General features: G+C 66.7%; 22 protein-coding genes. 9 read left to right on the top strand and 13 right to left on the bottom strand.

Annotation, left to right across the window (positions count from 1 at the left end; genetic code table 11):
* Positions 1 to 3: 3 nt before the first annotated feature.
* Together AC5P5W_RS07575 and purB are read right to left on the bottom strand one after the other, a co-directional pair.
* The gene (locus AC5P5W_RS07575) at positions 4 to 1,416 is read right to left on the bottom strand and encodes a ribosomal protein uL16 3-hydroxylase (protein WP_134809078.1); all 1,413 of its coding nucleotides are present in this window, start codon (positions 1,414 to 1,416) and stop codon (positions 4 to 6) included.
* Between the two features lie 666 nt (positions 1,417 to 2,082).
* On the bottom strand, positions 2,083 to 3,450 hold the full coding sequence (gene purB, locus AC5P5W_RS07580) for an adenylosuccinate lyase (RefSeq protein ID WP_197574746.1): 1,368 nt from the start codon (positions 3,448 to 3,450) through the stop codon (positions 2,083 to 2,085).
* 292 nt (positions 3,451 to 3,742) lie between these two features.
* Between purB and AC5P5W_RS07585 the strand changes: the two genes are divergently transcribed.
* Positions 3,743 to 5,170 (top strand): class II fumarate hydratase, encoded by a 1,428-nt coding sequence (locus AC5P5W_RS07585; protein WP_032962093.1) that lies wholly within the window; start codon positions 3,743 to 3,745, stop codon positions 5,168 to 5,170.
* A gap of 105 nt (positions 5,171 to 5,275) precedes the next feature.
* Here AC5P5W_RS07585 and AC5P5W_RS07590 read toward each other — a convergent pair whose 3' ends face one another.
* From AC5P5W_RS07590 to AC5P5W_RS07620, 7 genes are all read right to left on the bottom strand, one after another.
* Positions 5,276 to 5,701, bottom strand: coding sequence for a hypothetical protein (locus tag AC5P5W_RS07590; RefSeq protein ID WP_014647695.1), 426 nt, complete (start codon positions 5,699 to 5,701; stop codon positions 5,276 to 5,278).
* A gap of 106 nt (positions 5,702 to 5,807) precedes the next feature.
* Positions 5,808 to 6,413 (bottom strand): YggN family protein, encoded by a 606-nt coding sequence (locus AC5P5W_RS07595; protein WP_049442450.1) that lies wholly within the window; start codon positions 6,411 to 6,413, stop codon positions 5,808 to 5,810.
* Between the two features lie 30 nt (positions 6,414 to 6,443).
* The gene (locus AC5P5W_RS07600) at positions 6,444 to 7,331 is read right to left on the bottom strand and encodes a GIN domain-containing protein (protein ID WP_014647693.1); all 888 of its coding nucleotides are present in this window, start codon (positions 7,329 to 7,331) and stop codon (positions 6,444 to 6,446) included.
* A 25-nt stretch (positions 7,332 to 7,356) separates the two neighbouring features.
* Positions 7,357 to 8,385, bottom strand: a complete 1,029-nt coding sequence (locus AC5P5W_RS07605; RefSeq protein ID WP_046431579.1) for an ABC-2 transporter permease — start codon at positions 8,383 to 8,385, stop codon at positions 7,357 to 7,359.
* Positions 8,382 to 9,257 (bottom strand): ABC transporter ATP-binding protein, encoded by an 876-nt coding sequence (locus tag AC5P5W_RS07610; RefSeq protein WP_495221009.1) that lies wholly within the window; start codon positions 9,255 to 9,257, stop codon positions 8,382 to 8,384. The genes AC5P5W_RS07605 and AC5P5W_RS07610 overlap by 4 nt, the downstream gene beginning before the upstream one ends.
* Complete coding sequence (locus AC5P5W_RS07615) at positions 9,257 to 9,616, bottom strand: GntR family transcriptional regulator (RefSeq protein ID WP_005410261.1); 360 nt, start codon at positions 9,614 to 9,616, stop codon at positions 9,257 to 9,259. Before AC5P5W_RS07615 ends, AC5P5W_RS07610 begins: the two co-directional genes overlap by 1 nt.
* A gap of 2 nt (positions 9,617 to 9,618) precedes the next feature.
* Positions 9,619 to 9,855, bottom strand: coding sequence for a hypothetical protein (locus AC5P5W_RS07620; protein WP_014647690.1), 237 nt, complete (start codon positions 9,853 to 9,855; stop codon positions 9,619 to 9,621).
* 365 nt (positions 9,856 to 10,220) lie between these two features.
* Between AC5P5W_RS07620 and AC5P5W_RS07625 the strand changes: the two genes are divergently transcribed.
* The 6 genes from AC5P5W_RS07625 (at position 10,221) to AC5P5W_RS07650 (ending at position 16,302) form a co-directional block, all read left to right on the top strand.
* Positions 10,221 to 10,808: a glutathione peroxidase gene (locus AC5P5W_RS07625; RefSeq protein ID WP_049442452.1), complete on the top strand. Its 588-nt coding sequence runs from the start codon at positions 10,221 to 10,223 to the stop codon at positions 10,806 to 10,808.
* Positions 10,809 to 10,904: 96 nt separating this feature from the next.
* A complete protein-coding gene (locus tag AC5P5W_RS07630; RefSeq protein ID WP_032962085.1) occupies positions 10,905 to 11,882 on the top strand; it encodes an FKBP-type peptidyl-prolyl cis-trans isomerase in 978 nt (325 codons plus the stop codon).
* Positions 11,883 to 11,905: 23 nt separating this feature from the next.
* Positions 11,906 to 13,255, top strand: a complete 1,350-nt coding sequence (locus tag AC5P5W_RS07635; RefSeq protein ID WP_014647687.1) for a UDP-glucose dehydrogenase family protein — start codon at positions 11,906 to 11,908, stop codon at positions 13,253 to 13,255.
* Positions 13,248 to 13,490: a SlyX family protein gene (locus AC5P5W_RS07640; protein ID WP_005410256.1), complete on the top strand. Its 243-nt coding sequence runs from the start codon at positions 13,248 to 13,250 to the stop codon at positions 13,488 to 13,490. Before AC5P5W_RS07635 ends, AC5P5W_RS07640 begins: the two co-directional genes overlap by 8 nt.
* Before the next feature lie 10 nt (positions 13,491 to 13,500).
* Positions 13,501 to 14,181, top strand: coding sequence for a DUF2058 domain-containing protein (locus tag AC5P5W_RS07645; RefSeq protein WP_049408561.1), 681 nt, complete (start codon positions 13,501 to 13,503; stop codon positions 14,179 to 14,181).
* A gap of 48 nt (positions 14,182 to 14,229) precedes the next feature.
* Entirely contained in the window at positions 14,230 to 16,302 is a 2,073-nt protein-coding gene (locus AC5P5W_RS07650; protein ID WP_197574745.1) for an acyltransferase family protein, read from the top strand.
* Positions 16,303 to 16,314: 12 nt separating this feature from the next.
* On the opposite strand, the gene AC5P5W_RS07655 is transcribed toward AC5P5W_RS07650, so the two are convergent.
* From AC5P5W_RS07655 to AC5P5W_RS07670, 4 genes are all read right to left on the bottom strand, one after another.
* Positions 16,315 to 17,499 (bottom strand): MFS transporter, encoded by a 1,185-nt coding sequence (locus tag AC5P5W_RS07655; RefSeq protein WP_197574744.1) that lies wholly within the window; start codon positions 17,497 to 17,499, stop codon positions 16,315 to 16,317.
* A gap of 102 nt (positions 17,500 to 17,601) precedes the next feature.
* On the bottom strand, positions 17,602 to 20,286 hold the full coding sequence (metH, locus tag AC5P5W_RS07660; protein ID WP_197574743.1) for a methionine synthase: 2,685 nt from the start codon (positions 20,284 to 20,286) through the stop codon (positions 17,602 to 17,604).
* Positions 20,287 to 20,343: 57 nt separating this feature from the next.
* On the bottom strand, positions 20,344 to 21,435 hold the full coding sequence (locus tag AC5P5W_RS07665) for a homocysteine S-methyltransferase family protein (protein WP_014647681.1): 1,092 nt from the start codon (positions 21,433 to 21,435) through the stop codon (positions 20,344 to 20,346).
* A 13-nt stretch (positions 21,436 to 21,448) separates the two neighbouring features.
* Positions 21,449 to 22,378 (bottom strand): ArsR/SmtB family transcription factor, encoded by a 930-nt coding sequence (locus AC5P5W_RS07670; RefSeq protein ID WP_014037755.1) that lies wholly within the window; start codon positions 22,376 to 22,378, stop codon positions 21,449 to 21,451.
* Between the two features lie 153 nt (positions 22,379 to 22,531).
* Here AC5P5W_RS07670 and AC5P5W_RS07675 point away from each other — a divergent pair, with 153 nt between their 5' ends.
* Positions 22,532 to 23,680 (top strand): acyl-CoA dehydrogenase family protein, encoded by a 1,149-nt coding sequence (locus tag AC5P5W_RS07675; protein ID WP_014647680.1) that lies wholly within the window; start codon positions 22,532 to 22,534, stop codon positions 23,678 to 23,680.
* 130 nt (positions 23,681 to 23,810) lie between these two features.
* Complete coding sequence (locus tag AC5P5W_RS07680) at positions 23,811 to 24,098, top strand: hypothetical protein (RefSeq protein ID WP_046431564.1); 288 nt, start codon at positions 23,811 to 23,813, stop codon at positions 24,096 to 24,098.
* Positions 24,099 to 24,168: the final 70 nt, after the last annotated feature.

The raw sequence follows: 24,168 nt of genomic DNA on the forward strand, positions 1-24,168 counted from the left end.
GGCTCAGGCCCGGCCGGTGCTGTCGTCTTCGTCGTCGTCCTCAAAGTTGACGATGACCTCGATACCGTCGTCGTGCACGGTCACGGAGTGGACATCGTCGGACACCGCGTCGGCGTCGATCGCCTCGACGCGGTCGCGGCCTTCGACGACCTCGCCGAGCACCACGGCATCCTCGCTGTCTTCCTCGTCTTCGGCCTCGTACACCTCATTCGGGTCGATCAGCTGGAACACACCACCGACCAGCAGCTGCTGGACCACGGCACGGCCCTTGTCGGACAGGCCGCGATAGGCGGCGGCGTCGAGCTGCTCGGCGCCGGCCAGTCGCTGCGCGTCCTTCACCGGCAGCGCGAAGTCCTGGCCGCTGACATACAGGCTGGCGCCACGCTTGGCCCGGCGCCAGGCCAGGCGGGCCCACGGGTGGCGCTGCAGCAGCATGCCCGAGGCCAGTGCTTCGACCACTTGCTCCGCGGCCGGCGCGGCCTGGTGGGCCATTACTTCGCCGGCGGCGCGGTAGGTGGTGATGAAGCGGCCGAACCAGTCACCCAGCTTGTCCGGGTCGTTCATGCGGATGGCGTTGAGGGCGGCGATCACCCGCGCCATCGCCACCGTGTCGATTTCGTTCGGGTCGGCCGGCACCTTCAGGTCGGCATCCTGGTAGCGGATGTTCTCATCGGCATCGGCGATCAGGGTGTCCAGATAGTCGCTGATCAGCTCGGCAGAAGACGGCGCACGCATGCCGAACGAGAAGGTCAGGCAGGGGTCTTCGGCGACGCCGTGGTGCGGCACGTTCGGCGGCAGGTACAGCATGTCGCCCGGCGCCAGCACCCAGTCGTGGGTGGGCTTGAACACCTTCAGCAGTTTCAGCTCCACGTCCGGGCGGAAGCCCAGCGGCGGCTGCCTGCCCTTGATCGATTCGCTGGCATCGATCTGCCAGCGACGGTGGCCGTGGGCCTGCAGCAGGAACACGTCGTACTGATCGACATGGGCGCCGACCGAGCCGCCGGTGGCGGCGAAGCTGATCATCACGTCATCCATGCGCCAGCGCGGCAGGAAGCTGAAGTGTTGGATCAGGGCGCGCACGTCCGGGTCCCACTTGTCCACGTCCTGCACCAGCAGGGTCCAGTCGTGGTCGGGCAGGGCGGGGAACACGTCTTCCTGGAACGGGCCGGTGCGCACGCGCCAGCCGTCCTGGGCCTTGTCGTGCTCGATCAGGCGCGCCAGCACACCTTCCTCGCAGGCCAGCCCGGCCAGGTCTTCCGGCTGTACCGGGGTCTGGAAATCCGGAAAGGCATTGCGGATCAGCAGCGGGCGCTTCTGCCAGAAGTCGCGCAGGAAGGTGGCCGGCGCCATGCCGAGCGGCTGGCCAGGGCGGGCGGTGACTTCGATCAGGGGGGCGGAGGACTTGCGGGCGGCCATGGGGGAATCCTTGCAGCGGAAAGCGGGAGGGGCGGCGTGGCGAGCCGCCAAGGGTTCCATTGTCCGCCGTTCGTCGGGATTGCGCACGTGCGGTGGTTTGTCGCGGGGTGTCCGGCCAACGGCGGAGCCCCTCGTGGCGGGGTCTGGGTTGGTCGCTGAAAGCAAAAGCCGTGTTTGGCCGGGCGGGTGGGCTGCGCGGGGGACGCTGCAAGTACGTCCCTGTAAGCTTGGCCGCCGCATCCATGCGGCGGACACCCCCGCGCAGCCCACCCGCCCGGCCCCTGACAGTTTCCTGCGCGGCCCGCCACGGAATGGAAGAAGAAGATCAAAGGCAACAGCGGGTCGCGCGCTGCGCTTGCTGATGTCAAAACAAAAGAGGGACGCGGCGAAGCCGCGTCCCTCCTTCAAATTCCGTCCCGACAACCCAATGCTCTTCGATCCGTCACCGGGAATCTGCCAGAGGTGGGGCGGGAGGGGCCAGCGGGACCGTTGGCGCCATGGATGGCGCCATCGAGCCCCCATGGATGGGTTCACGGCGTGTCCCGCTGGCCCCTCCCGCCCCACCCAGCTAGCAGCAATCCAGAGCCGCTCTTGACGTTGATTGCCGTTGCCGTTGCCGTTGCCTGCCGCAGGCAGCGCCCGCGGCCGCCGCCGCAAGCAAACCCCTTAAATCTTCTTCGCCAGCGACTCAGCCAGGCCGGTGTAGCTGCCCGGGGTCATCTCCAGCAGGCGCTGCTTCGCATCCGTCGGCAGCTCCAGCCCCTGCACGAACGCACGCATCGACTCGGCGGTGATGCCCTGGCCCCGGGTCAGCGCCTTCAGCTGCTCGTACGGGTTCGGCAGGCCGTGGCGGCGCATCACCGTCTGCACGGCCTCGGCCAGCACTTCCCAGGCCGCGTCCAGATCGGCGTCCAGGCGCTGCGGGTTCACTTCCAGCTTGCCCAGGCCCTTGGCCAGCGAATCCAGTGCCACCTGGCTGTGGCCGAACGCGGTGCCCAGCGCACGCAGCACGGTGGAATCGGTCAGGTCACGCTGCCAGCGGCTGATCGGCAGCTTCGCGCTGAAGTGCTCGAACAGCGCGTTGGCGATGCCGAAGTTGCCTTCCGCATTCTCGAAATCGATCGGGTTGACCTTGTGCGGCATCGTCGACGAACCAACTTCGCCTTCCTTCAGGCGCTGCTTGAAGTAGCCCAGCGAAACGTAGCCCCAGATGTCACGGGCCAGGTCGATCAGGATGATGTTGGCGCGGCGTGCGGCATCACCGATCTCGGCGATGTTGTCGTGCGGCTCGATCTGCGTGGTGTACGGGTTGAACACCAGGCCCAGGCCGGTCACGAAGCGCTCGGCGAAGGCTGGCCAGTCCACGTCCGGGTAGCTGGCGATGTGGGCGTTGTAGTTGCCCACCGCGCCGTTGATCTTGCCGGTCAGTTCGACCGCGGCAATCTGCCGGCGCTGGCGCTCCAGGCGCGCGACCACGTTGGCCAGTTCCTTGCCCAGGGTGGTCGGCGAGGCGGTCTGGCCGTGGGTGCGCGACAGCATCGGCTGGCCAGCCTCGGCGTGGGCCAGCGTGCGCAGGGTGCTGGCGATGCCGTCCAGGGTCGGCAACAGCACCTCGCGGCGCGCCTGTTCCAGCATCAGGCCGTAGCTGAGGTTGTTGATGTCTTCGCTGGTGCAGGCGAAATGCACGAATTCCAGCGCCGGGGCCAGCTCGGCGTCGTCCTTCAGCTGTTCCTTGATGAAGTACTCCACCGCCTTGACGTCATGGTTGGTGGTGCGCTCGATCTCCTTCACGCGCGCGGCCTGGGCCGGGCTGAAGCTGGCGACCAGCGCGCGCAGGCGGGCGATGGCAGCGTCGGAGAACGGAGCCAGTTCGACGATGCCCGGCTCGGCGGCCAGGGCCAGCAGCCATTCCACCTCGACCGTGATGCGGGCCTTGATCAGGCCGTACTCGGAGAAGATCGGGCGCAGGGCGTCGACCTTGCCGGCATAGCGGCCATCGAGCGGGGACAGGGCGAGCAGGGCGGAATCGGACATGTCGGCAGGGCTGGGACGAGCGGCGGGGCCGATATTCTACGACGTGCCGGCGGGGCGTGCCCTGTAGAGCCGAGCCCACGCTCGGCTGCTTCGGAGAATCCGGCGCCCCGCGGGCAGCCGAGCATGGGCTCGGCTCTACAACACGGCCCTGCGGACGGAACGATCTGGCCCGTCCTCGTCATCCCACGCTGCGGGCAAGGGAGTATCGTTGGCGCAGCCGCCAGCCCGGGAAGCGACACCCTGCCAGCCGCCGCTTCCCTTTCCCCAACTGAAGTAGTGCGGAGTTGATGCAATGAGCAGAGCTGCAAGCAAGGGTTTCAGAATCGAACACGACAGCATGGGCGAGCTGCAGGTGCCTGCCGACGCCCTCTGGGGCGCGCAGACCCAGCGTGCCGTGCAGAATTTCCCGGTGTCGGGCCAGCGCATGCCGCGCGGTTTCATCCGTGCCCTGGGCCTGGTCAAGGGCGCTGCCGCTGGCGTCAACGCCGAGCTGGGCCATCTGCCCAAGAACGTGGCCAAGGCCATCCAGACCGCTGCCGCCGAAGTGGCCGCCGGCACCTGGGACGCGCAGTTCCCGATCGACGTCTACCAGACCGGTTCTGGCACGTCCTCGAACATGAATGCCAACGAGGTCATCGCCACCCTGGCCAACCGTGCCGGCAAGGCGGGCAAGACCGCGGTGCACCCCAATGACCACGTCAACCAGGGGCAGAGCTCCAATGACGTGATCCCGACCGCGTTGCGCGTATCGGCGGTACTGGCGGCACATGAGCAGCTGCTGCCGGCGCTGGTGCACCTGCGCAAGACCCTCGACAAGAAGGGCCGCAGCCTGCGCAAGGTGGTCAAGACCGGCCGCACGCACCTGATGGATGCGATGCCGCTGACCTTCGAGCAGGAGTTCGGCGCATGGTCGGCACAGCTGGCCTCGGCACAGGAACGCATCGAAGACAGCCTCAAGCGTGTGCGCCGGCTGCCGCTGGGCGGCACCGCCATCGGTACCGGCATCAATGCCGACCCGCGCTTCGGCGCGCAGGTGGCCAAGGCGTTGAAGCAGCAGACCGGGTTCAAGTTCGACAGCGCCGAGAACAAGTTCGAGGGCCTGGCCGCGCAGGATGACGCGGTGGAACTGTCGGGCCAGCTCAATGCACTGGCGGTGGCGCTGATCAAGATCGCCAACGATCTTCGCTGGATGAACGCCGGTCCGCTGGCCGGGCTGGGCGAGATCGAACTGCCGGCGCTGCAGCCGGGCAGCTCGATCATGCCGGGCAAGGTCAACCCGGTGATTCCGGAAGCGACGGTGATGGCCTGCGCGCAGGTGATCGGCCACCACACCGCGATCACCGTGGCCGGGCAGACCGGCAACTTCCAGCTCAATGTCACCCTGCCGCTGATCGCGGTGAACCTGCTGGATGGCATTGGCCTGCTGGCCAATGTGTCGCGCCTGCTGGCCGACAGCGCGATTGCCGGGCTGAAGGTGCGTGAGGATCGCGTTGCCGAAGCATTGGCGCGCAACCCGATCCTGGTCACCGCGCTGAACCCGATCATCGGCTACGAGAAGGCGGCGGCGATTGCCAAGCGTGCCTACAAGGAGCAGCGTCCGGTGCTGGATGTCGCGCTGGAGGACAGCGGCCTGGATGAAGCCGAGCTGCGCCGCCTGCTGGACCCGGCCGCACTGACTGCCGGTGGCATCCACGCGGGGGGCGGTGGCGGCGGCGGTTGATCTGCCGGTCGTAGGGCCGAGCCCATGGCCGGCTGCTTCCTGGACCTGGGCCGAGCATGGGCTCGGTTCTACAAGAGGAAACGCCGCCCAGGGGGCGGCGTTTTTTCAGCGACGGTCGGCGACGATGTTGCCGAAGGTGTCGGTGTAGTCCTTGAACTCGGGGATGCGCTGGACCAGGTCGGCCGGGATCACTTCCATGCCTTCCGGCGGCTGGATCTTCACCGGCTGCATGTTGGGATCGGCCGGGGCGGCGACCAGGGTGTTCTGGCGCAGCACCTGCAGCTTGCCGAACATGGTCTGCAGCATCTGCTTCTGTGCCTCGTCCAGCGGAATCTGGATCTCGTCCACCTTCATCGAACCATCGCCGAGGATGATGATGTTCGGCGCCGGCGGGCGACGCACAGTGACCATGCCTTCGCTGACGGAGATCTTTGGCTTGCCGCGCTCGGCGCGGTGGTTGCGGTAATCCTTGTCACAGCCGACCAGGCCCAGGCAGAGCAGGGCGGCCAGCAGCAGGAACAACTTCTTCATGGCATTCGGTTGGGGGGCCTCCGGGGCCGCCATTGTAAGCCGGCCGGCGCACGACGGCCGGCAGCGGGGCGCCGCTGCCGGCCGGGTGCGCTGATCTGTCACAGGCCTAGCGTTGGACCACGGTGTCCTTGCCGCAGTCGTCGACGTCACTCTGGTCCATCGTTGCGTAGGGCTTGAACGCCGGCAGCTCGCGCGCCAGTGCCTGCTGGCTGGCCAGCATCGCCGGCAAGCGGTTGCAGATGCGCTTGGCCTGGGCTTCGATCTTCTCGGCCTCGGCATTGATCCGCTTCTCGATGCCTTCGCTGTCGCCGCTGAAGATGCCCTTCAGTGCCTCTCCGGCAGCGCTGGCGCCGAGCTTGGCGCCGGCCAGGCCGACATCCATGCCGTCCATCGCAATGGCGACGACGTGGCCGCGGTACTCCAGCAACCGCTGTCGCTGGGCCTCGTTGGCCGGCACGTCCTTGCCGTCGATCAGCAGGTGGCCATCCGGCGTGATCTCCGCACGCGGCTGCTTGTCGGCGGAGATGTTGATGTTGCCCTGGGTGATGTCCTTGCGGGCATCAACCATGGCCTCCTTGACCGTCTGGCCGACGCCGCTGGTGGCTTCGGCGACGCTTTTGCCGACGGTCTTGTCGGGCGTGGAAGAAGTGCCGCCGCAGGCGATCAGCGGCAGGCACAGCAGGGTGGCAGGCAGCAGGCGCAGCAGGTTCATGGCAACTCCCTCGAATTGGTCCGGTGGCGGTTACTTGTTGCGGGGCAGGGTGACCGTGCCGCCGACGTTGCGGTGGCCGACATCGCCGCTGCCGCTGTGGTCGACGGTCAGGCTGCCGCGCACGCCGTCGACCTGGATGTCGCCCGAACCATGGCTGCGCACGTGCACGTTGCCGCCGATGTCGGACAGATCGACATCGCCCGAGCCGACCACGCCGACCTCGACGTTGCCTTGCACGCGCTTGAACCCGATGTCGCCGGAACCGACCGTGTCCAGCCGGGCGTTGCCGCGGACATCGCTGATCTTCAGGTCACCGGAGCCGACGGTGCCGGTGACCGCATCGCCGCCAATGTTGCGCGCCTTGACGTCGCCGGAGCCGAGCGACAGCAGGTTCAGCGAGCCGCCACCGTCGATGTCCAGGTCACCCGAACCCACCGCTGCGTGGATGCTGCCGCGGGTGCCGCGAACGATCGCGTCGCCCGAGCCGACGTCCACGCTCAGCGATTGGGCGTTGTCCACGCTGGCATCGCCGGAGCCGACCTTGAGCTGCAGGGGCAGGTTGTCGGGCACGCTGCCGCGGATGTCGAGCCACGCATAGCTGTTGCCCAGGCTGATGCCGCTGTGGCGGCCGTCGCGGCGCAGGCTGACGACCAGCTTGTCGCCTTCCCTGCGCTGCTCCAGTACCAGCTGGTCCAGCCATTCCTGGCTGGAGGCGCAGGCGCGGCCATCGAGCTGGCCACCGCCCTTGCTGGCGACGACCTTCAGGTCATGCTGGTTCACCTCCAGCACCACCGCCTTGGCGCCGGCCACATCCAGCTTCAGCGTGCGGGCGGCGGTGAACTTGCAGTTCGGAGCATCGGCGGCCAGCGCCGACAGAGGCAACAGCAACAACGCAGAACAGGCGAGCAGGGAACGCATGGGTGGTGCCTCCGGGTGGATGGAATCAGATCTCGCCGGCGCGCTTGCGCAGGCGGATGGCGAGGACGATGAACACGACACCGACGGCGGCACCGATCCATAGTTCCGGCATCGCCAGCGACTTCAGCTGCGAGGCCGGGGACATCAGGCTGACCACCGATTCGAGATCGCGACGCGTGCCTTCCTCGGCGCTGAGGCGATACACCAGGTCGGTGCCCGGCACGCCGCCCAGCAGCAGTCGGCCAACGATGTTCTGCCAGAACCAGCCGGTGGTCAGGCCGATCAACGGCATCACCTTGGTGGTGCTGACAATGACGCCGGCGAACAGCGGCAGCATCACCGCCCACAGGAACGGTTTGGTACGGGCCCAGGCCGAGCACAGCAGCAGCCAGCCGGCGGTGGGCAGGGCCCACAGGGCGTAGACCGGAATCCAGGCCAGGTGACCGGCGGCCAGGGTCAACGGGCTGGCCGGACCCCAGATCAGGGTCATCGGGCTGCCACCGTGCATCAGCGCGACGATGCTGATCACCAGCATGAAGCCGAACATGGTGATGATGCCGGCGATCACCGCGATCAGCGGGGCCACGACCAGTGCGCTGATCACCTTGGACAGCACGGTCTGGGTGTCCGACAGCGGCAGCGACTTCCAGAACAGGATGCTGCGGTCGCGACGGTCGTCGTACAGGGCGCCCAGACAGTAGAAGAACACCACGAAGGCCAGCACCAGGAACGGCCAGGCCGAGCTGAGCACCAGGGTCAGGTCGAGGCCGTTGCCGAGGTCGGCCAGGTCCTTGGCGCTGATGTCCCGGGTCAGCAGGGCCAGGTCCAGGCCGTTGATGTTCACGCTCTCGCCGTCGACATGCAGTGCGCCGTTGCGTGCTGCACGGTTCAGTGCAAACAGGCCGAAGGCGATGCCGACGGTGCTCATCACCAGCGAGATCAGGCCGGCGATCAGCGGCGCATACAGGAAACCGCCACGGTTCTCCCAGTACTCGCGCTTGAGCAGCCAGCGCAGGGTGCCCATCGGGCTGACGGGGTGGTTGACGGCAGTCATGCGTAGGTCCCCTTCATGATGGCGACGAACAGATCGGCCAGGCCCGGGCTGCGGGTCTCGCCAAGGGTGGAGAGCTGGGTGCGCGGCACACCGTCGAACAGCATTACGGTCTTGCCGAACGTCAGGCTGCGCTCGTCGATCGGCTTCAGCGCACGCGCGGTCTCCAGCTGGTCGGCGTTGACCAGAAGCTCGGTGTAGCGCTGGCCGACATCGTCCATTTCTGCATCGAGCACGATGCGACCATCACGGATGAACATGACGTCGCTGAGGATGCGCTCGATCTCCTCCACCTGGTGGGTGGTGACGATGATGGTCTTCTGTTCGTCGAAATAATCTTCCAGCAGGCGCTGGTAGAACTCCTTGCGGTACAGGATGTCCAGGCCCAGGGTGGGCTCGTCCAGCACCAGGATGCGCGCATCGATGGCCATCACCAGCGCCAGGTGCAGCTGCACGATCATGCCCTTGGACAGTTCGCGCACGCGCTGCTTCGGCTGCAGCTTGGTGTTGGCCAGGAAACGCTCGCAGCGGGCACGGTCGAAGCGCGGATGGACACCGGCGACGAAATCGATCGCTTCACGGACCTTCAGCCAGCGCGGCAGCACGGCGACGTCGGCAATGAAGCAGATGTCGTTCATCAGCGCGTCGCGGTGCTGCCGCGGGTCGCGGCCGAGCACGCTCAACTCACCTTCCACCGAGGTCAGGCCGAGGATGGCCTTCAGCGCGGTGGTCTTGCCGGCGCCGTTGGGCCCGATCAGGCCGACGATGCGCCCGCTCGGAATGCTGAAGCTGGCATTGTCGAGGGCCACGGTGGTCTTGTAGGCCTTGCGCAGGCCTCGGGCGGTGATGACCGGTTCACTTGCAGTGCTATTCATCAGACTTTCCCCTGGGGCAGCAATTCGTCGAGGCTCAGGCCCAGGCGCTGGATGCGCTCCAGCACCGCCGGCCATTCTTCGTTGAGAAAGCGCTCGCGCTCGCTGCTGCGCAGCTGCGTGGCCGCCTGCTCGGTCATGAACATGCCCAGGCCGCGGCGCTTCTCGACCAGGCCTTCATCGGCCAGTTCCTGGTAAGCGCGCGAAACGGTGATGGGGTTGAGCTGGTAGTCGGCGGCCACCTGGCGCACCGAAGGCAGGGCATCGCCCGGCTTGAGGATTCCGTCGAGCATCATGGCGATCACGCGCTCCTTCAACTGACGGTAGATGGGAGCGCCGTCGCTCCACTGGATGTCGCTCATATTCAGCTCCGTGGGGTCAGCGGCTGTGCGAACGAGAAATACGGCATGGACAGGGAGCTGTGCAGCCGACGCGGGGGAGAGGGGGAGGGATCGGCGTTCCCGGCCGGCGAAACGGATGCATCCTGCGCACTGTCGGCGGAGGCGGGAGCGGTTGGCATGGCCAGCCAGGCCAGCACGATCAGGGTCGAAACGGCAGCGGCCGCGGGTGCGGTGAGGTTGCGACGGATCCGGGCGTTCATGGCTCCCCCTGTCTCAGGTGACTGGTGTTGTATGCAACTATAACACCGGCACGCCCACGTGCAACCCCTTGCCGTGCCCAACTGATGGCAGGGGTGGTCAAACCGCTGAAATATCCCCTTATCCCCTTGATTGAAAAGGGAAACGGAATTGTCGTGCGGGCCGATCACGCCCTGCCTTCCATTCAGCGTTGTCCATGCTATGTCATCCCTGCGCCGTTGAGGGTGGGTCCTCCCGGGAAAGGCCACGCCGCGCAAAGCCGCCGGCGCCCGCCGCAACAAGGGGCAACGGAGCCCGGTGCTATAGTTCGGCCGATTCCCGGCCGCTATCGGCCGGCCCTGTGAATGGCTACCGCGGACTGCTCTCGATGCCCCTGCCGACCGTTGTTCCGCGCCGACTGCGCGGCCTGTCCCTGTTGACCCTGCTGGTGGCCGGCCTGGCCGGTTCCGCCCATGTGCTGGCGGCCGATCTGCTGGACCTGGACTATCGCCCGCTGGCCAGCAAGCAGCAGGTCAACCTGCAGCAGCGCTACCACGGGCAGGTGCTGCTGGTGGTCAATACCGCAAGCAAGTGCGGCTATACCCCCCAGTACGAAGGCCTGGAGGCGCTGCAGAAGCGTTATGCCGGCCGCGGCTTTGCCGTGCTGGGTTTCCCGTCCAACGATTTCAAGGGCCAGGAACCGGGTGACGAGAAGCAGATCCAGGATTTCTGCACGCTTACCTATGGCGTCAAGTTCCCGATGTTCGAGAAGGTGCACGTCGTCGGTGCGGCGGCCACGCCGCTGTACCAGCGGTTGACCGCAGCCACCGGCGTGGCGCCGGGCTGGAACTTCCACAAATATCTGGTCGGCCGCGATGGCAAGGTCATCGCCCAGTTCGCCAGCAAGGTGACGCCGGACGATCCACAGCTGACCGCCGCCATCGACAAGGCGCTGGCCGTCGCTCCTACGCATTGATATCCGGCACGGATGCCTCGACATCGACGGCATGCGTGCGACAATGCTTCTTTTCGCGCCGACGTCGGCGCCCAGACACTTCCAGGAATGCAGCGAATGAAGATGGGAATGCGCGGCGCCGCGGCGTCGGTTCTGATTCTGGCGATGGGCACTTCGGGTGTCGCTCTGTCGCAACAACCGGCTGCCCCCGCAGCCGCCAAGGAGACCGCAACCTTGAATTCCCCCAAGCAGAAGCTCGGCTACGCCATCGGCCTGGACGTCGCCAAGTCGTTCACCCCGATCGCCGATGAGATCGATGTGGCCGCGCTGCGCACCGCCGTGGAACGTTCGTTCGAAGGCCTGCAGCCGCAGATCACCCAGGAACAGGCCAAGGCCACCGATGCCGCACTGCGCCAGGTCGTGATGGCCCGCAGCGGGCAGCAGGTGCCGGGCATGGCGCCGGGTTCGCAGCCGCCGAAGGTCGACCGCGTCAAGGTGTCGCAGATGATCGGTTCCTACTCGGTCGGCCCGTCGCTGGCACAGCTGAAGGACGACATCGATGTCGCCTCGCTGTTTGACGCGATCAGCACCGGCCTGAGCAAGGGTCAGCCGAAGATGACGGAAGCTGACGCGACCGCCACCATCCAGGCGTTCATGGGCAGCAAGCAGGCCGAAATGCAGGCCAAGGCCGCCGCTGCCGCGCAGACCAACCGCGAGGAAGGCAATGCGTTCCTGGCCAAGAACAAGACCCAGCCGGGCGTGGTAACCACCCCGTCGGGCCTGCAGTACCAGGTCATCCGCCCGGGCAGCGGCGAGCGTCCGCTGCCGAGCAGCAAGGTGCGCGTGAACTACGAAGGCAAGCTGCTCAACGGCACCGTGTTCGACAGCTCCTATGGTCGCCAGCCGGCCGAGTTCGGCCTGGACCAGGTGATCAAGGGCTGGACCGAAGGCGTCGCGCTGATGCCGGTCGGTTCGAAGTACCGCTTCTGGATCCCGGGCGAGCTCGCCTACGGTGAGAACGGCACCCCGGGTGGCCCGATCGGCCCGAACGCGACTCTGACGTTCGACGTCGAGCTGCTGGGCGTCCTGCCGTAAGCGACCACGGAGCCAGCACGGACATGCGCGTTGCGATTTTCGGTACCGGTTACGTAGGGCTGGTGACCGGTACCTGCTTGGCCGATGTCGGCCACCAGGTGGTCTGCGTCGATATCGACCAGGCCAAGGTCGATGGCCTCAACCAGGGCATCATCCCGATCTATGAGCCGGGCCTGGAACCGATGGTGAAGGCCAATCACGCCGCGTCGCGGCTGACGTTCACCACCGATGCCGCAGCCGCGATCGGCCACGGCCAGGTCGTGTTCATCGCCGTCGGCACGCCGCCGGACGAGGATGGCAGCGCTGATCTGCAGTACGTGCTGGCCGTGGCCCGCACCATCGGCCAGCACATGAGCGTGCCGACCGTGGTGGTCAACAAGTCGACGGTGCCGGTGGGCACCGCCGACAAGGTCCGTGCCGCCATTGCCGCAGAGCTGGCGGCACGTGGCGCCGACATCGCCTTCGACGTGGTGTCCAACCCGGAATTCCTGAAGGAAGGCGACGCCGTTGCCGACTGCATGCGTCCGGATCGCATCATCATCGGTGCGACCAGCGCCGAGTCGGTGGCGGTGATGCGGCGCCTGTATGCACCGTTCAACCGCAACCACGACCGCGTGGTGGAAATGGACGTGCGTTCGGCCGAGCTGACCAAGTACGCCGCCAACGCGATGCTGGCGACCAAGATCTCGTTCATGAACGAAATCGCCAACATCGCCGAACGTGTCGGCGCCGATGTGGAGCAGGTCCGCCAGGGCATCGGCTCGGATCCGCGCATCGGCTGGCATTTCATCTACCCGGGCGCCGGCTACGGTGGCTCGTGCTTCCCCAAGGATGTGCAGGCGCTGGCCCGCACCGCGCAGCAGGCCGGCCTGGAGCCTAAACTGCTGAACGCCGTGGAAGCGGTCAACGATGCGCAGAAGGGCCATCTGTTCGCCCTGGTCCAGCGCCATTACGACAAGGGCGAGGACGAAGGCGTGCGTGGCAAGACCTTTGCCGTGTGGGGCCTGGCATTCAAGCCAAACACCGACGATATGCGCGAAGCCTCCAGCCGACGCCTGCTGGCGCAACTGTGGGAAGGCGGTGCGACGGTGCGTGCCTACGATCCGGAAGCGATGCATGAGGCGCAGCGCATCTTCGGTGAACGCGATGACCTGGTGTTCTGCAGCAATGCCAGCGAGGCGCTGCAGGGCGCCGATGCACTGGTCGTGGTGACCGAGTGGAAGCAGTTCCGCAGCCCCGATTTCCAGACGTTGCGCGAGCAGTTGAAGGACGCGGTGGTGTTCGACGGCCGCAACCTGTACGAGCCGGCGGACGTGGAAGCAGCGGGCCTGGCGTATTACGGCATTGGCCGGGGGCGCTCGCTGCATGTCTGATCTGCTGCCAACCGAACGCGAGCAGGCGCTGGAAGCGCGCCTGGTCGAACTGGAAATGCGCGTGTCCTTCCAGGAACAGGCGCTGGCCGAACTGAGCGATGCGCTGGCCGATGCCCGCATGCAGGGCATGCGCAACGCCGACGTGCTGCGCGTGCTGCTGGAAGATCTGGGCAAGGTCCGCAACGCGCTGAATTCTTCCGATCCGGCGAGCGAACCGCCGCCGCCGCACTACTGATCCGAATCCTATGAGCGATACCCTCCGCGACCAGCTGATGGGCCTGGGCTTCAAGCCTGCGCCCAAGCCAGAGCGCAAGAATGATGGCCCCCGCCGTGATGGCCGCCCGCAGGGCAAGGGTGGCAACGGCAATGGAAAGCCGCAGGGCGCTGGCAAGGGCGAGCACAAGCCCGGCCAGCGTCGCGGTCCTGGCCATGGCGGCCCGGGCAAGCCCGGCCAGTCGCGTGGCCCGGGCCAGCAGGGCCCGCGCAAGCCGCGCAGCGCAGAAGAGATGGACCTGGCCAAGGCCTACGCCATCCGCGCGCAGAAGGAAAAGGAAGAGCGCATCGAAACCGAGCGCCTGAAGCAGGAAGAGGCGCGTGTGCGCCGCGAGGCCAAGGCCAAGCTGGAAGAACTGCTGAAGGACAAGGGCCTGAATGCCGAAGCGGCGGACATTGCCCGCCACTTCCCCTACGGCGGCAAGATCAAGCGCATCTATGTGACCGCCGAACAGCTGACCGCGCTCAACGCCGGTGAGCTGGGTGTGGTCCAGCTCAATGGCCGCTACCTGCTGGTGACCGCCGAGGTGCTGGCGCAGTGCGAGGCGGTGTTCGCCGCATCGGTGGCGCTGAAGGTCGATCCGAATGCGCCGGCCGAGGAAGATCCGTACGCGGACCCGCAGTACCAGGTGCCGGACGACCTGGTCTGGTAAACGCGTGACCGCCGCGGGCGCGCTGCCGTCGCGGCCGTGGGGGTAGGGATGACCGCTGATCCAAGCCGTGGCTACGTGCCGCACATTGACGGCCTGCGCGCGATCGCCGTGCTGGCCGTCATCGTGTTCCACCTGGACCCGGCCTGGTTGCCAGGCGGGTTCACCGGCGTGGATGTGTTCTTCGTCATCTCCGGTTTCGTGGTCAGCGCGTCGGTACACCGGCTGCCGCCGCTGTCGCTGGGGCAGTCGATGCTGCGCTTCTATGCGCGCCGCATCCGTCGCATCGCGCCGGCGCTGTTGGCCTGCCTGTTGCTGACTGCCGTGGCAAGCGTGCTGTTCATTCCCGAGTCCTGGCTCAGCGAAGCCAGTGACAGGACCGGACTGATGGCGTTCTTCGGCTTCAGCAACTGGGTGCTGGCAGCGATCGGCAACGACTATTTCGCACCCAGGGCCGAATTCAATCCCTACACCCACACCTGGTCGCTGGGCGTGGAAGAGCAGTTCTACCTGCTGTTCCCGCTGCTGTTCCTGGCTTGGGCGCGCGGTGCACGCGGGCGCTGGATCAGCCTGGGCCTGTTCGGCCTGGTCAGCATGGCGTCGCTGCTGCATGCGGCGGTGCTGGGTCTGCGCGAGGCGCCGCCATCGTGGGCGTTCTATGCCACCAGCACCCGCCTCTGGCAACTGGGGGTGGGCGTGCTGCTGTTCCAGCTGCTGCATGTGCGCGAATCGCTGGACCCGGCAACCGGCCAGGCACTGAAGCGCGCCGCGCCGGTGTTCTCCCTGCTGGCCATGGTGGCGCTGGGCCTGCTGGGGTGGGCGTTGTGGTCCGCGCGTGCCGGGCGGTCACCGTGGCCTGACGGCGTGCTGCCGGCCTTCGCCACCGCGGGCCTGCTGTGGGCGCTGCATCATCATCCGCAGGCATGGGTGGCGCGCCTGTTGGCCAGCGCCCCGATGCGCCGTATCGGCCTGCTGTCGTACTCGCTGTACCTGTGGCACTGGCCGGTGTTCGTGCTGATGCGCTGGACCGTGGGCCTGCAGACACCCTTGCAGATGACCGCCGCGATGGCGTTGGTGCTGCTGCTGTCATGGCTGTCGTGGCGCTGGGTGGAACAGCCGTTCCGCGGCACGTTGGCGCAGCGTCTGCGTCCCGGGCGTTGGGTGCTGGCCGGCGCGGTCGTACTGCTGTGCGCCGCCGGCATCCAGACAGTGCTCTACCTGCAGGCGCCGCGGCTGTCGTTGAGTACGGTCAGCCGGCATCCGACCGATTGGTACCCCAATGGCAAGAGCGTGGCCGGTGACTATCCCGAGTGCGCGCTGGTGGTCGCCAAGCATCGTTTCGAAGGCGGTAGTGCGCGCACCTTTGCCCGTGGAGACTGCGACCGCCCGCTACCGGTTGGCGCGCCGAAGCGGGTGTTCGTTGCTGGTGATTCGCATGCGATGGCCTACATCGAGCTGCTGCAGCGACTGGCCCTGGAAACCGGCTCGGCGGTCTCCCTCTATGGCCGCGGCGGATGCCCGCAGGTGAGCCTGCAGAAGTGGCGCGGTGCCGGTGCCGGTTGCGCTGATTTCGACGCCGCGGTGTTCGCCGATATCGCGCGGCGTGCGCAGCCGGGGGATGCCGTGGTGCTGGTGTCGTTGCGCGTGCCACGCCTTTCCGATCAGTTCGTGCTGTTCGATGCGCAGGCGCAGCTGGCGGGCGAACTGACGGCAGAGGCCGCGGCAGGACGCGACGCCGAAGTGGCCGAGGCGGTCGCGCAGTGGAGACCCCTGGCCGAGCGTGGCGTACGCATCGTGCTGGAGGCGCCCAAGCCAGTGCTGCCAGCGCCGCCCTATCGCTGCTCGGACCGCTTCAATGCCCGCAACGAGGTCTGCCGCAACGGCCTGGACAGCACGCGCGTCGCGATGGAAACGTTGCGGGCACCCATGCTGGGCAGCCTGCAGCAGGTGGTCGATGGACTGCCAGGTGGCGTGCTGTGGGACCCGATGCCGGTGCTGTGCGACGACGCGTTATGTCCAGCCCAGCGCGATGGGCGGCCGCTGTTCTTCGATGGCGATCATCTCAGTGCGCATGGCAACCGGGTGCTGCTGCCCTCGCTGCAACAGGTTCTGTTGCAGCGCTGAGCCGGGCAGGGGTCAGCGCGCGTGGTTGTTCCGTCGCGCACGTATGAGCGGCAGGCTCAGTGCGAAGAAACAGAGCAGGGCGCCAATCAGGGCGAAGCCGCTGCCGGCCAGGAACGCGGTGCGACCATCATCGATCTTCCACAGTTGGCCGGCAATGAGTGCGCCGAGCACACCGCCGACACCGGACGAGAATCCGTACAGCAGCCCCTGGCCATGCCCATTGAGGCGACCGGGGAAGTAGGTCGCCAGCATCTGCATCGCTGCTGCGAAGAACGCCGCAAAGCCCAGCGCGTGCGCGCTCTGCGCCAGCAGCATCACCGGCAGGTTTTCCGGGAACAGTGCGGTCACGGCCCAGCGCAGGCAGGAACTGACCAGCGCGATCAACAGCATCCAGCTGGCGTCATAGCGGCGGAAGAAGCGGCCGATGGTGAAGAACACGCCCACTTCGAAGACCACACCGATGGTCCACAACAGGCCCAGGGTGGAGGTGCGGTAGCCGTGATGGTCCATGTAGACCGAAAAGAACGTGTAGTACGGGCCGAAAGACAGTTGCTCCATGAAGGCGGCCAGGAAGAACGCCAGCACCGGCGGTCGGCGCACGATCTGCCAGAAGCCGCTGGCGTCGCCGCCGGTCTTGCCGACGCCGCGCGCGTAGTGGTTGCTGAAGGCCGAGGCGACCAGCAGCGCGAACAGTGGCAGCATCATCCACGGCAGCAGCCCGGCGTGGCTGGCCGTGCCGTCACCTTCGATCAGCCAGCCGAACAGGGTCACGACGGCGATGAAACCGAGCGAGCCCCAGACCCGGATCAACCCGTAGCGATGGCTGTCGTTGCCCAGATGGGTGAGGGTGATCGACTCGAACTGCGGCATCACCGCGTTGTAGAAGAAGCAGAACACCACCATCGCGGGGTACATCCACGCCTGTGGCAGCGGCAGCAGGAATACCGCGAAGCTGAGCAGGGTCAGCACGCAGCCCGCGCGCAGCAGGCGGATCGGTCGTGGCGATGCGGCCGCCAGCGAGGTCCAGGTGCTGGGCGCGATCACGCGGGTGGCGTACCACAGGCCCATCATCACGCTGATGGCCGTCACGCTCATGCCGCGCGCGGTCAGGAACAGGCTCCAGTACGGCGTGAACGCGCCCAGCGCCGCGTAGTAGAACAGGTAGAAGCTGGAGAGGCGTGCAACGGGAACGGTCATCGCGGAATGATGAGGCAAAAAAGGGGACGGGCAAAAAAGGGGACGGAGGGAATTAAGTCGCGAATGCATAAACGACTTAATCCCCTCCGTCCCCTTTTTGTGTCATTCGGGGTCGTAGTCGAGGTTGGAGGCCAGCCAGCGTTCGGCCTGGGCGCGGTCCACGCCCTTGCGGCGGGCGTAGTCGCTGACCTGTTCGCGGCTGAGCCGGCCGACCACGAAGTACTGGCTCTGCGGATGGCTGAAGTAGTAGCCCGAGACAGCGGCCGTGGGCAGCATCGCGAAGCTCTCGGTCAATTCCATGCCGGCGTTTGCTTCGGCCTGCAGCAGGTCGAACAGGCGCCGTTTCTCGCTGTGTTCCGGGCAGGCCGGATAGCCAGGCGCCGGCCGGATGCCGCGATACTGCTCGTCGATCAGGGCGTCGTTGTCCAGCGCCTCGGCGCGCTCATGGCCCCAGAATTCGGTACGCACGCGCTGGTGCAGGCGCTCGGCCAGCGCCTCGGCGAGGCGGTCGGCCAGTGCCTTCAGCAGGATCGCGTTGTAGTCGTCATGCTCGGCCTCGAAGCGCGCGACGTGCGCGTCGATGCCGATACCGGCAGTGACTGCGAACGCGCCGATCCAGTCCTGCTTGCCACTGTCGAGGGGCGCGATGAAATCGGCCAGGCAGAAGTCCGGGCGCTCGGCCGGCTTGTCTACCTGCTGGCGCAGGAAGTGCAGGGTGGTTTCGCCCTGCGGGTGCTGCACGCGGACGTCGTCGCCGATGCTGTTGGCCGGCCACAGGCCGAACACGGCCTTGGCCGTCAGCCACTTCTCGCCGACGATGCGCTCGAGCATCGCGCGCGCATCGCGGTACAGCTCGCTGGCCTGGGTGCCGACGATCTCGTCGGTGAGGATGGCCGGGAACTTGCCGGCCAGCTCCCAGGCCTGGAAGAACGGTGTCCAGTCGATGTAGTCGACCAGTTCGTCCAGCGGGTAGTCATCGAACACGTGCAGGCCGGGTTGTTCCGGTGCCGGTGGCGTGTAGCTGTCCCAGCCGCCCTGGAATTTCTGCGCGCGCGCATGTTCCAGCGTCACCAGGCGCTTGGCGTCGCCACGGTTGCGGTGGCGGGCGCGGATCTCGGCATAGTCGGCCTCGTTGGCCGCGACGAAGGCTTCGCGCAGGTCGCGTGAGATCAGCGACTGGGCCACGCCCACCGCGCGCGAGGCGTCCTTCACCCACACCGTAGGCGCTTTGTAGTGCGGGTCGATCTTCAGCGCGGTGTGCGCGCGCGAGGTGGTGGCGCCGCCGATCAGCAGCGGCAGGTCGAAGCCCTGGCGCTCCATCTCGCGGGCGACGTGGCTCATCTCCTCCAGCGACGGGGTGATCAGTCCGGACAGGCCGACCAGGTCGGCGTTGTGCTCGCGGGCGGCATCGAGGATATTCTGCGCCGGCACCATCACGCCCAGGTCGACCACCTCGAAGTTGTTGCAGGCCAGGACCACGCCGACGATGTTCTTGCCGATGTCATGCACATCGCCCTTCACCGTGGCCATGATGATCTTGCCATTGCTCTTGGCGGTATCACCGCTGCGTGCCTTCTCCGCCTCGATGTACGGCAGCAGGTAGGCCACCGCCTTCTTCATCACGCGTGCGGATTTCACCACCTGCGGCAGGAACATCTTGCCGGCACCGAACAGGTCGCCCACGATGTTCATGCCGTCCATCAGCGGGCCCTCGATCACGTCCAGCGGGCGGCTGGAGGCCTGCCGGGCCAGCTCGGTGTCTTCCTCGACAAAGGCATCCAGGCCGTGCACCAGCGCATGTGCCAGGCGCTGCGCCACCGGCTTCCCGCGCCAGGCCAGGTCCTCGGTCTTCGCCGCGCCCTTGCTGCCCTTGTAGCGCTCGGCGATCTCCAGCAGGCGCTCGGTGGCATCGCTGCGGCGGTTGAGGATCACGTCCTCGACGCGCTCGCGCAGCTCAGGCTCCAGCTCGTCGTAGATCGGCATGGCGCCGGCGTTGACGATGCCCATGTCCATGCCGGCGGCGATGGCGTGGTAGAGGAACACCGAGTGGATGGCCTGGCGCACCGTTTCGTTGCCGCGGAACGAGAACGAGACGTTGGAGACGCCGCCGGAGACGTGGCAGTGCGGCAGGGTCTGCTTGATGATGCGGGTGGCTTCGATGAAGTCCACCGCATAGTTGTCGTGCTCTTCGATGCCGGTGGCGACGGCGAAGATGTTCGGGTCGAAGATGATGTCCTGCGGCGGGAAGCCGATCTCGTCGACCAGGATGCGGTAGGCGCGGGTGCAGATCTCGACCTTGCGCGCGCAGGTATCGGCCTGCCCACTTTCATCGAAGGCCATGACCACCGCGGCGGCGCCATAGCGCAGGACCTTGCGCGCGTGTTCGCGGAACAGCGCCTCGCCTTCCTTCAACGAGATCGAATTGACCACGCTCTTGCCCTGCAGGCACTTCAGCCCGGCCTCGATCACGCTCCACTTGGAGGAGTCGACCATGACCGGGATGCGGGCGATGTCCGGCTCGGACATGATCAGGTTGAGGTAGCGGGTCATCGCCGCTTCCGAATCGATCAGGCCCTCGTCCATGTTGACGTCGAGGATCTGCGCGCCGCTGGCGACCTGCTGGCGGGCCACGTCCACCGCTTCTTCGTAGCGGCCTTCCTTGATGAGCTTGCGGAACTGCGCACTGCCGGTGACGTTGGTGCGTTCGCCGACGTTGATGAACAGCAGGTCCGGAGTGATGACCAGGGGTTCCAGGCCGGACAGGCGGGTAGGGCGGACAGGCGTCATGGCAGGCGTCGGCTCAACAGCAGGAGGGCGGGAAGTGTGGAACGGTGGCGGCGACATTCATGCGGCCTGCTCCTGGACACCGGGCAGGGCGCGCGGCGGCAGCCCGGCCACGGCGCGGGCGATCGCACGGATGTGGTCGGGGGTGGAGCCGCAGCAGCCGCCGACCAGGTTCAACAGGCCATCCTCGGCGAAGCCGCGCAGGGTGGTGGCCATCTCTTCAGGCGTTTCGTCGTACTCGCCGAAGGCGTTGGGCAGGCCCGCGTTGGGATGTGCGCTGACGTAACAGTCGGCGACCTGCGAGAGGGTTTCCACGTGCGGGCGCATCGCCTCGGCGCCCAGCGCGCAGTTCAAGCCGATCGACAGCGGGCGCGCATGCGCCAGTGACGCATGGAAGGCCTCGGCGGTCTGCCCAGACAGGGTGCGCCCGGAGGCGTCGGTGATGGTGCCGGAGATCATCACCGGCAGGCGTGCACCACGCGCGTCGAAGGCCTCCTCCAGCGCATACAGCGCGGCCTTGGCATTGAGCGTGTCGAAGATGGTCTCGACCATGAGGGTGTCGGCGCCGCCATCGATCAGGCCCTCGATGGCTTCGCGATAGGTGTCGCGCAACTCGTCGAAGCTGGTGTTGCGGAAGCCCGGATCGTTGACGTCGGGACTGATCGAAGCGGTGCGGCTGGTGGGACCGATCACCCCGATCACGAAGCGCGGCTTGCCCGGCGTGGCCGCAGCCACCGCATCGCAGCAGGCGCGTGCAACGGCGGCGCCGGCCTTGTTCAGCTCGTACACCAGGTGTTCGAGGTGGTAGTCGGCCTGGCTGACCGAAGTGGCGTTGAAGGTGTTGGTCTCGACCAGATCCGCCCCGGCATCCAGGTATGCGGTATGGATGTCGGCGATGACCTGCGGCCGGGTCAGCAGCAGCAGGTCGTTGTTGCCCTTCAGGTCATGGCCTTCAGGCGTGCCGTGGTCGCAGCCGGGACCGTGCGCATGGTCATAGCCACCGGCGAATCGCTCGCCGCGGTAGTCGTCTTCCTGCAGGCCATGGCGCTGGATCATCGTGCCCATCGCGCCGTCGATGATCAGGATCCGCTCGCGCAGGGCGTCGAGCAGGGCGTTGGCACGATCAGGATGCAACCAGGGCAGGGCGGGCATGGTGGTCTCGGGCTCAGGGCTTGTTGGCGATCAGCGAAATCACTTCGAAGTGGGGCGGACGCTTCTCGCGGGTGACCGTTTCCAGGCTGGACACCTGCAGGCCGGCCTTGTCGACGAACTTGCGCAGCTCCTTGTCGCTGAAGCCGAGGTTGACGTGACCATAGGCCTCCACCGCTGCCTTGTGCTCGTGACGGGCCAGGCTGCACAACAGCAGGCGGCCGCCCGGGCGCAGCACGCGTGCGGCTTCGGTTACGGCCTGCGCCGGCTTGCTGGCGTAGGTCAGCGCGTGCATCAGCACCACCAGGTCGAAGCTGCCGTCCTTGAACGGCAGGGCATGCATGTCACCCTCGCGGACTTCCACATTGGGCAGCCGGCGCAGGCGCTCGCTGGCAGCGGCGACCACGCGCGCGCTGGTATCGATGCAGATGTAGCGCTTGGCGTGGGGGGCGACCAGTTCGGCCAGCACGCCGTCACCGGAGGCGATGTCCAGCACGTCGCCGGTCTCCAGCAACGGCAAGGCGGTGCGCGCCAGCGCCTCCCAGGTACGGCCCGGAGAGTAGTGGCGCTCCATGTCGCCGGCCACGCTGTCGGCCCAGTTCTGGTCAGAGGCGCGATGGGCCAGCACTGCAGCCACGCGCTCGGCATCCTGGCGCAGCAACGGGTCGTCGCTTCCGTTGCTCAAGGCATGCCACAATGCACGCTGCGCCGGGTCCAGCTGGGCTTCGTCGAAACGGTAGTAGGCCGACACGCCGGCACGGCGGTCGCGGACCAGGCCGGCTTCCTTCAGGCGCGCCAGGTGGGTGGACACGCGCGGCTGCGCCAGCCGGGTGATTGCCGACAGTTCGGCCACGGTCAGCTCCTCCTGCTCCAGCAGCGCCAGCAGGCGCACGCGGGTGGCATCGGCGAACACCTTCAGGCGGGTCGACCAGTCTTCCAGATCCATAAATATCTACCTATCGCGATATAGAGATATATTCGCCGAGAAGGCCTGCCGCGGTCAAGTCGCCAGCGTACGGAAACAGCCGGCCCCCGGTACAATCGGAGCACCTGGGCGCGCCGTATGCGGCCCATAACTTCATGTACCCGGGAGGGTGTTGTGGATTTCAGCTTTACCGAAGAGCAGTTGATGCTGCAGGACGTGGCGCGGCGCATCGCGCAGGAAAAGATCGCCCCCAGCGCGGAGCACCATGACCGCACCGGCGAGTTCCCGCTGGACAACATCCGCCTGCTGGGCGAGAACGGCCTGATGGGCATCGAAGTGCCGACCGAGTACGGCGGTGCGGGCATGGACCCGGTTGCGTACGTGCTGGCGATGGTGGAGGTCGCCGCCGCCGACGCCGCTCACTCGACCATCATGTCGGTCAACAACTCGCTGTTCTGCAACGGCATCCTCACCCACGGTACCGAGCAGCAGAAGCAGACCTACGTGCGTGCCATCGCCGAAGGCACCGCCATCGGCGCGTTCGCGCTGACCGAGCCGCAGTCCGGTTCCGATGCCACTGCCATGCGCTGCCGCGCGGTGAAACAGGCCGACGGCACTTTCGTCATCAATGGCAAGAAGAGCTGGATCACCTCCGGCCCGGTGGCCAAGTACATCGTGCTGTTCGCGATGAGCGAGCCGGACAAGGGCGCGCGCGGCATCACCGCCTTCATCATCGATACCGACAAGGCCGGTTTCGGTCGTGGCAAGACCGAGCCCAAGCTGGGCATCCGCGCCTCGGCCACCTGCGAGATCGAGTTCAACGATTACGTGGCCCAGGCCGAGGACGTTCTGGGCCAGGAAGGCGAGGGCTTCAAGATCGCCATGAGCGTGCTCGATGCCGGCCGCATCGGTATCGCCTCGCAGGCCATCGGCATCGCCCGTGCCGCCTATGAAGCGACCCTGGAGTACGTGAAGGAGCGCAAGGCCTTCGGTGCCGCCATCGGCACCTTCCAGATGACCCAGGCCAAGATTGCCGACATGAAGTGCAAGCTGGATGCAGCGCTGCTGCTGACGTTGCGCGCGGCTTGGGTGAAGGGCCAGGGCAAGCGCTTCAGCAACGAAGCCGCCATCGCCAAGCTCACCGCCTCGGAAGCGGCGATGTGGATCACCCACCAGGCGGTGCAGATCCACGGCGGCATGGGGTACTCGAAGGAGATGCCGCTGGAGCGTTACTTCCGTGATGCCAAGATCACCGAGATCTATGAAGGCACCTCGGAAATCCAGCGCCTGGTGATCGCCCGCAACGAAACCGGGCTGCGCTGAGACGCAACGGCGGCGCCGCTGCAAGGGCGGCGCGGCCGGTCGATCCGCGCCACGCGTGGATGCGCTGTGCTCTTGGCCGAACGATGCCGGATCTGTTCCAATGCAGGCCGTTTCCATACGGTCTGCACAGATGATCTATCGTGGTTGGGGAATCCTGACACTGATCACGCCGATCGCAGCGATCCTGCTGCTGGCGTATTTCTTCCCGCACGCAGGCCCCAAGGGCAACACCCCACTCTCGCAGGTGTTGCTGGGTGCCAGCATTGGCGCGGCGGTGAACGTGCTGCTGGGCCTGTGGCTCAACCGGGCACCCCGGCAGAAGGGCGAAGTGGCGCCCCATCATTTCTTTTTCGTGCCGATGCAGTGGGCTGCACTGGTAATCGTGGCAGTGTGCGTGGTGGTCGCGCTGTTGCGCTGAGACGTGACTCGAACGGAGCCCACCAAGGTTGGCGGCTACCGGGCATGCCGTTGCCCTGGTAGATGCCAAC

The organism is Stenotrophomonas sp. YJH_SMC_123, assembly GCF_059368215.1.

What these genes read in the sequence shown, in the direction of transcription:
- AC5P5W_RS07620 (WP_014647690.1), bottom strand. Translation starts at nt 9,855, where the DNA reads ATGAACGCCCGGATCCGTCGCAACCTCACCGCACCCGCGGCCGCTGCC.
- metH (WP_197574743.1), bottom strand. Translation starts at nt 20,286, where the DNA reads ATGACGCCTGTCCGCCCTACCCGCCTGTCCGGCCTGGAACCCCTGGTC.
- purB (WP_197574746.1), bottom strand. Translation starts at nt 3,450, where the DNA reads ATGTCCGATTCCGCCCTGCTCGCCCTGTCCCCGCTCGATGGCCGCTAT.
- AC5P5W_RS07645 (WP_049408561.1), top strand. Translation starts at nt 13,501, where the DNA reads ATGAGCGATACCCTCCGCGACCAGCTGATGGGCCTGGGCTTCAAGCCT.
- AC5P5W_RS07605 (WP_046431579.1), bottom strand. Translation starts at nt 8,385, where the DNA reads ATGACTGCCGTCAACCACCCCGTCAGCCCGATGGGCACCCTGCGCTGG.
- AC5P5W_RS07670 (WP_014037755.1), bottom strand. Translation starts at nt 22,378, where the DNA reads ATGGATCTGGAAGACTGGTCGACCCGCCTGAAGGTGTTCGCCGATGCC.
- AC5P5W_RS07630 (WP_032962085.1), top strand. Translation starts at nt 10,905, where the DNA reads ATGAAGATGGGAATGCGCGGCGCCGCGGCGTCGGTTCTGATTCTGGCG.
- AC5P5W_RS07615 (WP_005410261.1), bottom strand. Translation starts at nt 9,616, where the DNA reads ATGAGCGACATCCAGTGGAGCGACGGCGCTCCCATCTACCGTCAGTTG.
- AC5P5W_RS07600 (WP_014647693.1), bottom strand. Translation starts at nt 7,331, where the DNA reads ATGCGTTCCCTGCTCGCCTGTTCTGCGTTGTTGCTGTTGCCTCTGTCG.
- AC5P5W_RS07625 (WP_049442452.1), top strand. Translation starts at nt 10,221, where the DNA reads ATGCCCCTGCCGACCGTTGTTCCGCGCCGACTGCGCGGCCTGTCCCTG.
- AC5P5W_RS07665 (WP_014647681.1), bottom strand. Translation starts at nt 21,435, where the DNA reads ATGCCCGCCCTGCCCTGGTTGCATCCTGATCGTGCCAACGCCCTGCTC.
- AC5P5W_RS07590 (WP_014647695.1), bottom strand. Translation starts at nt 5,701, where the DNA reads ATGAAGAAGTTGTTCCTGCTGCTGGCCGCCCTGCTCTGCCTGGGCCTG.
- AC5P5W_RS07575 (WP_134809078.1), bottom strand. Translation starts at nt 1,416, where the DNA reads ATGGCCGCCCGCAAGTCCTCCGCCCCCCTGATCGAAGTCACCGCCCGC.
- AC5P5W_RS07640 (WP_005410256.1), top strand. Translation starts at nt 13,248, where the DNA reads ATGTCTGATCTGCTGCCAACCGAACGCGAGCAGGCGCTGGAAGCGCGC.
- AC5P5W_RS07635 (WP_014647687.1), top strand. Translation starts at nt 11,906, where the DNA reads ATGCGCGTTGCGATTTTCGGTACCGGTTACGTAGGGCTGGTGACCGGT.
- AC5P5W_RS07655 (WP_197574744.1), bottom strand. Translation starts at nt 17,499, where the DNA reads ATGACCGTTCCCGTTGCACGCCTCTCCAGCTTCTACCTGTTCTACTAC.
- AC5P5W_RS07585 (WP_032962093.1), top strand. Translation starts at nt 3,743, where the DNA reads ATGAGCAGAGCTGCAAGCAAGGGTTTCAGAATCGAACACGACAGCATG.
- AC5P5W_RS07650 (WP_197574745.1), top strand. Translation starts at nt 14,230, where the DNA reads ATGACCGCTGATCCAAGCCGTGGCTACGTGCCGCACATTGACGGCCTG.
- AC5P5W_RS07595 (WP_049442450.1), bottom strand. Translation starts at nt 6,413, where the DNA reads ATGAACCTGCTGCGCCTGCTGCCTGCCACCCTGCTGTGCCTGCCGCTG.
- AC5P5W_RS07680 (WP_046431564.1), top strand. Translation starts at nt 23,811, where the DNA reads ATGATCTATCGTGGTTGGGGAATCCTGACACTGATCACGCCGATCGCA.
- AC5P5W_RS07610 (WP_495221009.1), bottom strand. Translation starts at nt 9,257, where the DNA reads ATGAATAGCACTGCAAGTGAACCGGTCATCACCGCCCGAGGCCTGCGC.